This window comes from Paraburkholderia sp. Clong3 (assembly GCF_050436485.1).
In the GTDB taxonomy this organism is placed as follows: domain Bacteria; phylum Pseudomonadota; class Gammaproteobacteria; order Burkholderiales; family Burkholderiaceae; genus Paraburkholderia; species Paraburkholderia tuberum.
In genome coordinates, this window is record NZ_JBNDMH010000003.1 from 2,292,632 (window position 1) to 2,305,269 (window position 12,638).

General features: G+C 66.2%; 8 protein-coding genes. All 8 read right to left on the bottom strand.

Annotated features, from left to right (window positions below; genetic code table 11):
- Positions 1-32 precede the first annotated feature (32 nt).
- The 8 genes from OKW30_RS33875 to tssF are packed head-to-tail and all read right to left on the bottom strand — an operon-like array spanning position 33 to position 12,634.
- Positions 33-1,322, bottom strand: a complete 1,290-nt coding sequence (locus OKW30_RS33875) for a DotU family type VI secretion system protein (RefSeq protein ID WP_429348776.1) — start codon at positions 1,320-1,322, stop codon at positions 33-35.
- 23 nt (positions 1,323-1,345) lie between these two features.
- Positions 1,346-2,680, bottom strand: coding sequence for a type VI secretion system baseplate subunit TssK (gene tssK, locus OKW30_RS33880; protein ID WP_429348777.1), 1,335 nt, complete (start codon positions 2,678-2,680; stop codon positions 1,346-1,348).
- A 20-nt stretch (positions 2,681-2,700) separates the two neighbouring features.
- A complete protein-coding gene (tagH, locus tag OKW30_RS33885; RefSeq protein ID WP_429348778.1) occupies positions 2,701-4,446 on the bottom strand; it encodes a type VI secretion system-associated FHA domain protein TagH in 1,746 nt (581 codons plus the stop codon).
- 31 nt (positions 4,447-4,477) lie between these two features.
- Positions 4,478-6,469 (bottom strand): type VI secretion system Vgr family protein, encoded by a 1,992-nt coding sequence (locus OKW30_RS33890; RefSeq protein WP_429348779.1) that lies wholly within the window; start codon positions 6,467-6,469, stop codon positions 4,478-4,480.
- 1 nt (position 6,470) lies between these two features.
- Positions 6,471-6,860 carry a DUF4280 domain-containing protein gene (locus OKW30_RS33895; RefSeq protein WP_018422989.1) on the bottom strand — a complete coding sequence of 130 codons (390 nt, stop codon included), beginning with the start codon at positions 6,858-6,860 and terminating at the stop codon, positions 6,471-6,473.
- A 23-nt stretch (positions 6,861-6,883) separates the two neighbouring features.
- Entirely contained in the window at positions 6,884-9,670 is a 2,787-nt protein-coding gene (gene tssH / locus OKW30_RS33900) for a type VI secretion system ATPase TssH (protein ID WP_429348780.1), read from the bottom strand.
- 4 nt (positions 9,671-9,674) lie between these two features.
- On the bottom strand, positions 9,675-10,754 hold the full coding sequence (gene tssG / locus OKW30_RS33905; RefSeq protein ID WP_429348781.1) for a type VI secretion system baseplate subunit TssG: 1,080 nt from the start codon (positions 10,752-10,754) through the stop codon (positions 9,675-9,677).
- Positions 10,739-12,634, bottom strand: a complete 1,896-nt coding sequence (tssF, locus tag OKW30_RS33910; protein ID WP_429348782.1) for a type VI secretion system baseplate subunit TssF — start codon at positions 12,632-12,634, stop codon at positions 10,739-10,741. Before tssF ends, tssG begins: the two co-directional genes overlap by 16 nt.
- Positions 12,635-12,638: the final 4 nt, after the last annotated feature.

A 12,638-nucleotide genomic window follows, 5' to 3' on the forward strand; every position in this document is an offset into this window, starting at 1 on the left:
TGCCACCCGCGACGGACTCATCCCGAAGGCCTTCACGATGCCGCTCCCGGCGCCAGCACCGTGATATCGACGCGGCGGTTGCGCGCACGATTCGCGGCCGTGTCGTTCGGTGCGATCGGCTCGGCGTCGCCGCGCCCCTCGGCGCTGAAGCGGGCTGGGTTGCCGGCCCGCGACGCGAGCATGTCGCGCACCGCTTCGGCGCGCGCCTGCGACAGATGCCAGTTCGACGGGAAGCGCGCGGACAAGACTCGCTGGCTGTCCGTGTGACCCGCGACCACCACGTTGCCCGGCACTTCCTTCAACGCGTCGCCGATACGCTGGATGAGTGGGACGAAGCCCGCGGCGAGATCGGCGCTGCCCGAGCCGAACAGGCCGTCGCCATTGATCGTGACGACGGTCCGGTCGGGCAACTCCGAGACACGCACGAGGCCCTGGGCGATTTCAGGCGCGAGGAACTGCGCTAGCTTCGGCGCAGGTTTGGGCGCCGCCGCCAGCTTCGACGCGAGCACCGGAGCCGGCGCGACGCGGATGCCGTGCAGCGCTTCGAACACGCGGTCGGACATGTCGTTGAGCCTGAAGCTCAACGCCAGATTGACGATCACCAGCACGAGGCAGGCGATTGCCGCCGCCACCCACAGCGGCACGAGTTGCAGCAACGGCTTGCGTTCGACCTTGACCGGCAGCCAGTGCGGCGACAGATCGCGTTCGGCCGCGCCGCGCTGGCCGCGAATCATCTGTTCGAGGCGTTCGCGGATCGTGTCGAGCTGCGTGCGGCCACCGTCGATCAGACGGTAACGTCCTTCGAAACCGAGGCCAAGAATCACGTAGATCAATTCGAGCACGTCGATATTGCCCGCGGGGTTCTGCGCGAGACGCTGCAGGATCAGGAAAAAGCGCTCGCCACCCGAGGCCTCGTTGTGGAACGTCACCAGCAAGCTGCGGCTGCCCCACAAGCCCGCCCCCCATGGCGTGCTGGCGATCGCTTCGTCGAGGAACGTGCACAGGCAATAGCGCGAGGCGCCGAGCTTCTCGTCGTCGATGCCGTTGGCGCGGCCTTGCGTCTCGAAGTTGCGCACCATTTGCATCAGCTGGTTGCGCAGGTCTTCCACATTCGGATGGGTCGGCAACTGCCGCAACGGCAGCGCCAGTTCGATCAGCGGGTTGGCCGCGCGCAACAGCGGATTCAGACCGCCGCCGCCGGGCAGCATCGGCGCGGGCGTTGCCGCGGCCGCCATGAACGCCGCCCGCGCGCCGCCCGGTGTCGGAATCAGAATCGTCGCGCCGGGATCGTCGGCGGGGCCACGCGGTTCGTCTGGACTCACGATGAACTTCCTCAATCAATGCATCAGCGGCGAATTGCCCAGAACTCCATCGTCAGTCCGGGAAAGTCGCCGGCGACGTGCAACGCCATGCCCGCGGAATTCGCGAACTGTTTCCACAGTTCGTTGCCGCGATCGAGTTCGAAGTAGGTAAAGCCCGCATGGAACGGCAGTTGCCGGGGCGCCACGGGCAACGCGCGCAGGCCGACGCCCGGCAATTGCAGATTGACGAGATCGCGAATGCGTTCGATCGGGCCGATCTTCACCTGGGGCGCGAAGCCGGTCAGGATGTGCTCGGCCGGCATTTGCGCGCGCACCGCGAGCACGAAGGTGGCGCCGGCAAACAGCGTCTTGTCCGGCACGATCGCCACGCGCAAGCCGAACTTGCGCTCTTCGAGCGGGATCGCCACCGCGTGCGGGTCCATCACCATGCTCAGCGACGCGCGAATGTCGTCGATCACCGGTGCGAAGGTTTCGCGCAACCACTCATGGCGATACACCGGATACGCCGGCGGCCGCTTCGACGCCTGGCTGAAGGTCGCCAGCTCGCCGGCCAACTGCACCGCCGCCTGGTACAGCGCCTCGGGATGCAGACCGGTCATCGTCGAGAGATGCGCGGCCAGCGGCGCGTGGCGATTGATCAACTGCAGCAACAGGAAATCGGCCACTTCCGCGACACCCGTCACGCCGGGCTGCGCAAGGCGTCCGGCCAGCGCTTCACCGCGTTGATGCAGAAGGCCCACGAGGTCATCGACGAACGCCGCGAGACGGCGCGCCACCCGGTAGTCGAGACAGGGCGGGCTGTAGTCGTTTTCGAGCACGACGCGGTTGTCGGGCAGCCGTTCGAGCACGCGCGCGACGCCGAGCGCGGTGTAGGCATTCGCCACTTCGGTGGCGAGCGCGAGACGCACGCGCAGTTTGCCGATCTGCAGCAACGCCGCGCCGGCATTCGGATCGTTGCTGTCGCTGACGTCGAATTCGGTGACACGGTGTCGCGCGAAGTTCTCCTCGCTGGCTTCGTTGCCGGTTTCGGCGACACCCGGCCTGCGCACCGGCAATGCCAGTTGGACCAGCATGTTGCGGGTGCCTTCGGGAATCTCGAGCGGCTCGGGCAAGTCATCGTCGGCGGGCAGATCGAACGGTGTGCCGTCCGGCATCACGCCGGAGCACGACAGCAGCGCGAGCTTGCCGAGCTTGAGCAGCGACTCGTCGATCTCCAGCGCGGTAAAGCCCCAACTGTACGGACGCAGGCCGGCCGCGCGCGTCTCCAGTTGCCGCTGCAGATAGCGGTCGTGCTGCTGCAAGTGCTGGGGCTGCAGAAACATCCCCTCCGACCAGATGACTTTGCTGTTCCAGGACATGTTGTCTCGTTCAAACGTTTCTAGGTGGGATCGGCGGGATGCTTCGGCTGACGCTCGCGGGCCGCGCGCAGTTCGTCGATCTGGGCCTCGTATGCGTCATTGAACGCCTGACCGAAGAGCTTCTGGAAATCGTCGTCGGCTTCGCGCGCGACGGCGCCCTGCAATGCGACGAACAGATCCCACAGTTTCGCCTTGCGGTTGGACAGCACTTTTTCGAGCGCACCGGAGTCTTTCAGCTGCGCTTCGATCGAAGCGGGATCGAAGCGTCCGAGCACGTGCGCGAGCGCCGCGCGCATGCCGGCGAGCACCGCGAGCTCGTGCGCCTCGATATCGTCGAAGGCGCTCCTGAGCGCCTCGTCGGGCGGCAGATAACCGGCCGAGCGGCCAGTCAGCATCTGCGCCAGCGCGCTGTCGACGTCCGGGAAAAACTTGAGCGGATTGTTGTCGCGCGCGACGATCATCGTCGTGTCGAGACGGGCTTCGCGTTTGGTCATCGAGCGCGCGCGCAGCACGCCCATCGTGCCGCGCAGCGCGTCGCGCAGCATCGTGCCGATCAGACGCGCGAACTCCGCTTCGGGCAGGTTCGGCGCGCGCGACGGATCGAGGCCGAGGCCCTCGAGCAGCGCCTGCAGGGTGGCCGGGTTCTGGCTCGCGGAAGTGGCGGCGGCCGTGTGACGAACCGGGGCCGGCTGGGCGATCGGCGCCGGCACGGCAGGCGCTGACGTGATCGGGCCCGCGGACGGAGCCGGCTGCTGAAGCTGCTGCGCCACAGGATCCAACGCGGGCTGCGCAGCGGACGACGGCCCCGGCGCCGCGCCAGGTACAGCCACCCGCGCGGTGGCGGCCTGCGGCGCGACCACGGGCACGACCACCGGCACCACGGGAGCCAAAGGGGTCGGTGGCGCAAACTGCGTCGACGGCGTTGTCGGTATCCCGAACAGATCATCGAACGGTGTCGCGGCCGACCCTGCCGCGCCGGGATCGAGCAATCCCGGCGGCAAGCCGGTCGGGCCGCCCAAAGGCGCGGCCGCCGGCGCGGGCGCAGTGGGCCACCCCGGCAACTCGTGCGAAGGATGCGGCGCGGCCGGCGAGCCGCTGCCCGGCTGCCCGGGCGTTTCCCATTGCGCCAACGCCTCCGCGAGCGGGTCGTAGTCCGCCGGAATACCCCCCGTGGGTGTGGCAGGCCGGCCGGGATCGGGCCGGGACGCTTGCGGCGCCGAAAACGCCTGCAACTCCGGCGACACATGATCGCTTTCCGAGCCCGCAAAGCCCGGACCCGACGAGATCCGCTGCGGTTCGCCGAAGCCCGGCTGCCCGAGTGGATCGAGCGCGCCCATCTGCAACGCGTCGCCTTGCGAATCGGCCGGCAACGGTCCACTGAGCACCTGCGCGGCACTCAGCGGATCACGCCCGCCCGTCAGACCGCGCACGCCGGCCGCCTGCTCGCCGATCGACACCTCGAGCAGATACGGTCCGATCAGCAGACGGTCGCCGTCCGCGAGCCGCGCCTCGCGCGTGCCGCCCAACGCGCGCTGATTCAGCACGCTCGGATTGCTGCCCAGATCGCACAGCAGATAGTCGCCGCCGCGAAACTCGACGCGCGCGTGAACGCGCGAGATCGCGCGTTGTTGATCGGGCAGCACCAGCGTGCAGTCGTTGGCCCGGCCGATCGTGCCTCCGGCGGGGCCGAACGCGATCGCGATCGGCTCGGCCAGCGTCTCGTCGTTGAATCGCGCAACCCGCAGCGAAAGAATCGGATAGTTCACTTGGCTCCCCACGAGCGGTCAGGTGCATCACTCACGATTTGATTTTTTTGGTTCCGTCGTCGGCGTCTTTGGGCGCGCTCGGCGCGGTCGGTGACGAGCCGCTGCCGGAGCCCGCCGAGCCGCCCGAATTGAGCAGGATCGGCGTGCCCGACACCGCCACGCTGACCGGCCCGACCACCACGAAGGCGCCGCCCGCCTTCAGCGTAATGCTCGCACCCGCTTCGATCACGATGTTCATGCCGGCCTTGATGTGGATATTCATGCCGGCGTCGATCGCATAGTCCATGCCGACCTTTTCCTGCAACTTTTGCCCGACCTTCAGCGACGCGTTGCCATCGACCTGGGCGTTCTGGTCGCCCGTCACGGCGTCATGGCGCGCGCCGGTGATCGCCACGAACTCGTTGCCGGTCACTTTCAGATGCCGGTCGTTGCCGACGTTACTCAGCATGTCGTTCTTGACCCAGGTCTCGTGGTCCTTCTCGGCGTGGAAGAACAGTTGCTCGCTGCCCTTGTCGTCGTCGAAACGCATTTCGTTGAAACCGCTGCCGCCCTTGGTCGAATTGCTCTTCAGCGTCGAGAACATCTGATTGGCCGGCAGTTCGTACGGCGGCATCGTGTTCGCGTTGTAGACGCAACCGGTCACGAGCGGCCGGTTCGGATCGCCCTCGACGAACTCGACGACCACCTCCTGACCGATCCGCGGCAAGAAGAACGTGCCCCAGCGTTTGCCGGCCCAGCTTTGCGACACCCGCACCCAGCACCGCTTCATGCGCGCGTCGGCATCGGCCGGCGGAGCGAACTGCTCCCAATGAAACTGCACCTTGATGCGGCCATATTTATCGGTGAGGATTTCTTCGCCGTCCGGGCCGACCACCATGGCGGTCTGCGGGCCCGCCACGACCGGCTGCGGCGTCAGCCGCTCAGAGCGGAAGTGGTTTTCCTTGCGCAATACGGTGAACGCGCAGTCGAAGAGCGGCAGCGAAGGATCGTGGCGCACCGTCGACACATAGACATCCGAATTGATCTCGTACGCGGCGCTGACCACCAGATACTCGTGGTTCTGCGCATCGCAGGCGTGATTCTCGAGCTTGAACTGACCGCCCGGCCAGATGCCGCGCGCGCTCGATCGGCCCGAAATGCTGTCGTTGCGCGCCTGACGGATCTCGATACCGACCTTCGCATAGCGGTCGCCATCGCTCGACTGCGCGTGGCCGCTCAGATGTTCCTGCATCGCGTACACCGGCGGATCGTAGACTTTCGGCCGCGTCGCGCGCGACAGCAGGCCTTGCTGGTTGCTCAACGTGGGCTTTTCGAAATCGTAGTCGTTGACTTCGTACTTGCCGGTCTGCAATTCCGCGCCCGAACTCCACGCATACACGCATTCCTTCTCATTCGAAGGCTCGTACCACGCGTCGTACGAAATCGACGCATAGTGTTCGATCGGTCCGTGAACGTCGCTCGAATCGGTCAACACCAGCGTGTGCTTGCCCCCTTTGTGCTCGAAGTAGTAGTACATGCCCTCGTGCTCCATCAGGCGGCTCACGAAGGCGAAATCGGTCTCCCGGTATTGCGCGCAGTGCTGCAGCGGCGGATAGGTCGCCTGGCATTTATTGCTGACGTCGATGTTGTAGTCCTGCAGCACGCCGGTCACGATATCGAGCACGCTCTTCTCATGGAAAAAGCGGCTGTGCGACGCGCGCGTGAGCAGCCACAGCCGCGGACGCACCACCGCTTCATAGCGCGCCATGCGGTTGCGGGTGTTGTCGCCCGGTGCGACGATCCGGAACGCCGTGACGATCCCGTTGAATTGCCGCTCGCCGTCCTCTGGCAACGACAGCGCAATCGAGATGTCATGCCCGAGCAGATCGCCGGCCTGCAGATCGTTGCGCTTGCCAAGCAGATCGAGCCGCCATTCGCTCAGGCGCCCCAACTCCTCGGTGCCGCTCAGATGCAGAAACAGCAGATCCTCGCCGGCAGGCGCGCAACTGACGGTGACGTGTCGGTTCGGGTTTTGCGTGGTCATGTCACGGAATCATGGTCTTGACTGTCGCCGGATTGACGATCGTGACCACGCCACCCCAGTTGCACATGCAGGTCGACACGTTGTCGAGCGACGGCTGGTTGCCGAGCAGCACGGTCGGCGCGCCCGGCGTCCACGGCGTCATGGTGGCCGGAATGCACGGCATCGGCGTCAGCACGCCCAACGCCGCCGCCGTCGCGGCGGCGACGGTCGGATTGGCGGGCGAGCTGCACACGCCGAACGGCATGATATTGACGAGCGGAATGTGATCCATGATGTTGGCCGCGGGCGGCCCTTCGCCCATCACCCGGTTGACCGGCAACACCACGAGCGTCGAAGGCGCCGCGCCGAACGAACATTGCAGCGTCGCGCCCATGCTGACTTGTTGCGGCATAAGAAGGCATCCTCCTCTTTCGATCAATCGAACGTATAGAGAAATTCACCGTCGCGCGCGCCGATCTGCACTTTCGTGACCGCGCTGCCGTTCATCATGCGCGTCAGAAACTCGGTGCTGATGCGCGGCAACAGCGTGTTGGTCAGGATCGCGTCGATCATGCGTCCGCCGCTTTCGAGTTCGGTGCAGCGGCTGCCGATCAGCTTCACGACGTCGTCGTCGTAGCTGAACGGAATCTTGTGCGACACGCGGATGCGTTTCTCGATCCGGCCGAGCTGCAGCCGGATGATCGCGCCGAGCATCTCGTCGGACAGCGGAAAGTACGGAATGACCACGACGCGCCCGAGCAACGCCGGCGGAAACACTTTCAGCAACGGCTCGCGCAGCGCTTTCGCAATACCCTCCGGCTCCGGCATCAGCTCCGGGTCCTTGCACAGGCTCGTGATCAGATCCGTGCCGACATTGGTGGTCAACAGGATCAGCGTGTTCTTGAAGTCGATCACGCGGCCCTCGCCGTCTTCCATCCAACCCTTGTCGAACACCTGGAAGAACAGCTCGTGGACGTCGGGATGCGCCTTCTCGACCTCGTCGAGCAGCACCACGCTGTATGGACGGCGGCGCACCGCCTCGGTCAGCACGCCGCCTTCGCCGTAGCCGACGTAGCCGGGCGGCGCGCCCTTCAGGGACGACACCGTATGCGCTTCCTGATACTCGCTCATGTTGATCGTGATGACGTTCTGCTCGCCGCCATACAGCACCTCGGCGAGCGCCAGCGCGGTCTCGGTCTTGCCGACTCCGGAGGTGCCGGCGAGCATGAACACGCCGATCGGCTTGTTCGGATTGTCGAGACCCGCGCGCGAAGTTTGAATGCGCCGCGCGATCATCTCCGTCGCATGAGCCTGGCCGATGATGCGCCGGTTCAGGTTCTCCGCGAGCTTCAGGACGTTTTCGATTTCGTTGCGGACCATCCGGCCCACCGGTATGCCGGTCCAGTCCTGCACGACGGAGGCGACCGCCTGCTGGTCGACGGTCGGCAGGATCAAAGGGTCTTCGCCTTGATGCTGCGCGAGCTGCGCCTGCAGGTCGCGCAGTTCGGCGAGCCGCGCTTCGCGCGTCGCGGTGTCGCTGGCGAGGTTGTCAGTCGCGCCGGTGGCCGCTGTTTCGTTTACCGTTCCGTTCGCAGCTTCGTTCGCTTCGTTCGCTTCGTTCGTGCGGCTGGCTTGCGCCGCGCCTTCCACCTTGCCGGTCTCGCCGCGCAGTTGCGCGCGCAGCGCGAGAATCCGCGTCACCAGTTGTTTTTCCGCCTGCCAGCGGGTGTCGAGCGTGGCGAGACGCGCCTGTTCAGCGGCGAGCTTTTCCGCCGCGGCGGCTTCACGCTCCCGCGTGTCGACGCCCACCGCGCTTTCTCGGCCGATGATCGCCAGCTCGGTTTCGAGCGCGACGATCCGCTTGCGCGAATCGTCGACCGCTGCGGGCGTCGCATGCTGGCTGACCGCCACGCGCGCGCAGGCGGTGTCGAGCAGGCTGACCGCCTTGTCGGGCAACTGCCGCGCCGGGATGTAGCGATGCGACAGACGTACCGCGGCTTCGAGCGCTTCGTCGAGCACCTGCACCTTGTGGTGCTGCTCCATCGTCGAGGTGACACCCCGCATCATCAGGATCGCGCGGGTCTCGTCCGGCTCGCTGACCTGCACGACCTGGAAGCGCCGCGTCAGTGCGGGGTCCTTCTCGATGTGCTTCTTGTATTCGGCCCACGTGGTCGCGGCCACCGTGCGCAGCGTGCCGCGCGCGAGCGCCGGCTTCAGCAGATTCGCCGCGTCGCCGGTGCCGGCCGCCCCGCCCGCGCCGACCAGCGTGTGCGCTTCGTCGATGAACAGGATGATCGGCTTTTCCGAGGCCTGCACTTCCTCGATCACCTGCCGCAAGCGGTTCTCGAACTCGCCCTTCATGCTCGCGCCCGCCTGCAACAGACCGACGTCGAGCGTGCGCAACTGCACGTCGTGCAGCGACGGCGGCACGTCGCCCGCCGCGATGCGCTGCGCGAAGCCTTCGACCACCGCGGTTTTGCCGACGCCCGCTTCGCCCGTCAGGATCGGATTGTTCTGGCGGCGGCGCATCAGGATGTCGATCACCTGGCGAATTTCCTCGTCGCGCCCGACGATCGGGTCGAGCTTGCCGTTGCGCGCCTGTTCGGTCAGATCGGTGGTGAAGCGCCGCAGCGCTTCCTGCTTGCCCAGCGCGGCGGCCGGCACCGGGCCGCCCGTGGTGTCCGCGTCGCCGCCTTCGCGCTGCGCGCCGCCCGCCCGAAAACCATCGCTCGCGCCCATCGCCGCTTCCGGCGACTCGCGCAGCAGGCCGTGAAATTCGTCGACGAGCGAATCGAGCTTGATGCGCTCGAACTGACGCGAGATGCCGTAGAGCCCGTTGCGCAGCGAAGGCGTCTTCAGGAGGCCGACCACCAGATGGCCGGTGCGCACCTGCGACTCGCCGAACATCAGCGAGCCGAACACCCAGCCACGTTCGACCGCCTCCTCGACTTGCGACGAGATGTCGGTCACCGAAGCCGAACCGCGCGGCAGACGGTCGAGCGCTTCGGTCAGATCGCGCGCCAACGCGGAAGGCTCGAGCCCGTAGTGTTTGACGATGCGGTGCAGGTCGGAGTCCTGCAGTTGCAGGATCTGGTGGAACCAGTGCGACAGCTCGATATAAGGATTGCCGCGCAACTTGCAAAACACGTTCGCGCTCTCGATTGCGCGGAATCCGAGCTTGTTCAGCTTGCCGAACAACGCTGCCCGTTTGATCTCGGCCATTTTTCTATTCCCTCGATGATGTCGATGGCGGCGCCCCCGCGGACGCCTCGCGGGCCGCCACGGCAATCCGTGAACGGCCGTCCGGGCCGGTCGGCCGCAACACCAGCTGCCGCTGATCGCCGCGCGCCGGGTGGCCGAGCGTCCAGGTGGTGTAGCCGAGCCGCGTGTGGCGCCCGAGCTTCAGGCGTGGCACATCCTCCTGTTTCAGCACCAGCCGGAGATCCCAATCGAGCCCGTCGCGCGCGTAATTGCGCACCCAGTCGACGAGGCGCTTCAGACTCTCGCCGCCCGGCAGGAAGCGCTCGTAATCAGCGCGGCTCAACGGTCCGATGACGATGCGGAATTTATGCTGGCAATCCCAGACGCGCGCGCCGAGCAGCGTCGACACGCCGAGCGCGGCCGAACCGTCCGGTGCGCCCAGGCGCAACAACGAATTCGCGGGCAGCGTCATCCAATGGCCGACCCACTGTTCGATGTCGACCGGCAGGTTGAAAAAACGCGCCAGCACGAGTTTCAAACCGGCGGCCGGACGGGTCGGCCCGCCCAGCAATCCGGCGAAGTGCAGTTTGGCGAAATCGGGCACCGCGTCGCGCTCGCGCAGCGTCGGCTCGCCCAGCCCGAACACGCTGCCGACATAAAAGGAAAAGCGATCGCGCCCCGGACGGTCGAGACTCACGGCCGGTTGCGCATTGGCCCACGCGCGATAGAACAGCGACACCATCCGGTGGTGAAAGACATCGAGAAAGCGCGCGAAGGTCGGATCGTTCGCGTTGCGGGCGCGGTCGCGGGCGTACTCGGTCAGATGGGTGGGCAACGGACCGTGCGGCCCGAGCAGGCCGAAGAACTTGACCGCGAGGCGCGCGGCGTGATGCTCACCGGCCGGGGTGAAGTCACCGAGCGTGGTCGGATGGAAAACCAGTTCGGGCTCCTGCACGAAACGGATCGCATCGTCGCGCGGCTGCATCGACTCGCCGACGCGCGGCTTGTCCGCATACGCGTTCTCCAGCAGCCGCACGACCTGGAAGAAGTCGAAGCGGCGCGCATCGTCTTCGAGCCGGCGCAACAGTGTCAGAGCGTCCGGCATTGTCCGACCCTCGCTGGCCAGCGCATGATCTCGCCGCGCGACAGCGTCTTCACGACGGTCTCGGTGAACGAGTTGATCGATACGTATTGCGCGAAATATTGCGCGAGCACGGCACCGAGCAGAAACGCGCCGGCGCCTTCGAACGCGGCTTCGTCGAGCGTCAGCGTCACTTCGAGACCGCGGCCGAATACGATCGGTCCCGCGCCCGGCAAGCGTCGCGTCACCGAGCGCGAATCGATCGAGCGCACGCCTTCGATCAGCCGCTGACTCGCGATCTCGTCGGCGGGACAGTAGAGACTCAGCAGATCGCGCAGCGCGCGGGCGCCCTCCTGGGCATCGTTATCGAGCAGCGACGAGTAGTTCAACGACAGGTGACTCAACAGCCGCCACGCCACGGCCCCGTGCGCATACGACGGCAGCGGCCGGCTCGGACCGCTCACGCAGCGCACGCTCTGCACCGGCGCTTCGACATCGAGCGTGAAATCGGCGGGGCCGACGCCGACCGGCATCGTCAGTGGCAGGTCGCGATTCGTGCACAGCACCTGCAAGCCGAGTTGCCGCAGGTCGTCGCGAAACGGCGCATTGCTCGCGTCCACCAGCGCGATGAACATCTCGCTGCCGAGGTAGCTCGTGCGCGGGCCGCGCTCATGCTGACGCGCCGACGGCAGACGTTTTTCGCGGCGCACCTGGTAGTACGCGCCGGCGCGATAGGTGGCGCCGAGATCGCGCGCGTGATAGAACGGCTCGAAGCGCTGCTCGCCGCCGGCGCCCGCGCTATAGCCGGTCGCACTCTCGATCTGATAGATCTCGAAGTCCATCGGCCGGGTGCGATCGGCCACCACGTGATATTCGAACTGTTCGTCCGACAGCGCGATGCGATCGGTACGCCGCGAAAAGAGATTGATCGCGGGCGTGCAATGCAGCGCGAAATTATTGGCATCGAGCGATTGTTCGAGCAGCGGATCAGCGCGTTTGAGCAACACGATGACTTCGATTTCGCTGTCCGCGCAACGCCGCAACGCCGCGTGCAAACCGTCGATGGCGAGAAACATGAAGCGCTGCGCAAACGCGAAATACTCCTGCAACAGCCGGTAGCCCTGGAACGACTGCCGGCTGACCGGCAGCAGTGCTTCATCGTCGGCAAACCCGAGCGGCCGCAGCGCGCTCGCCGGCAACTGCACATGCCAGGACGCCGGACGTTTGGCCGGCATCACGACGACGCCGCTCACCGAACCGAGCAGACGCTCGTGGATACGCGTGGCCATCCCGTCCGCGCCGCGCAGATACAGCGTCAGCCGGTCGAGTTTCAGCTGGTTGATTCTCAGACCAGCGGTGGCGCGTAGGCGCAGCCTGAGGCCGGCCTTGATAGCGGCGCCCGCCGCCATGCTCGCCGGCAGCGCGCTGTCGATGCCACCGAGCGAGCCCGCGTGCGTAAAAAACCGCGCTTCCGTGATTTCGAGCGGCCAAAGCTTCAGTTCGTGCGCGCTGCGGTATTCGCAGCGCGTCGAGCCGTTCTTGTCGAGCACGCTGCGCAGCGTACTGCCGCGTGGAACCCGCACGCCGTCCGCGAGATTGGAGCTGGTCAGGTCCGGCTGGATCTGCACCACGGCCATCGACGGCGTGGGCGCGAGGTAATGCGGGTACACCAGCTCCGCGAGATGCTGGGTGAAGCGCGGAAACTCGTCGTCGATCTTCAGTTGCACGCGCGCCGCGAGGAAACTGAAGCCTTCGAGCAGACGCTCCACGTAGGGGTCCGCGCATTCGAGGTTTTCCAGTCCGAGACGCCCGGCGATCTTCGGAAATTCGCGCGCGAACTCGCCGCCCATCTCCCGAAGATGCTGCAGTTCCTGGCTGTAGTATTTGATCAGGTCTGGATTCATGGCT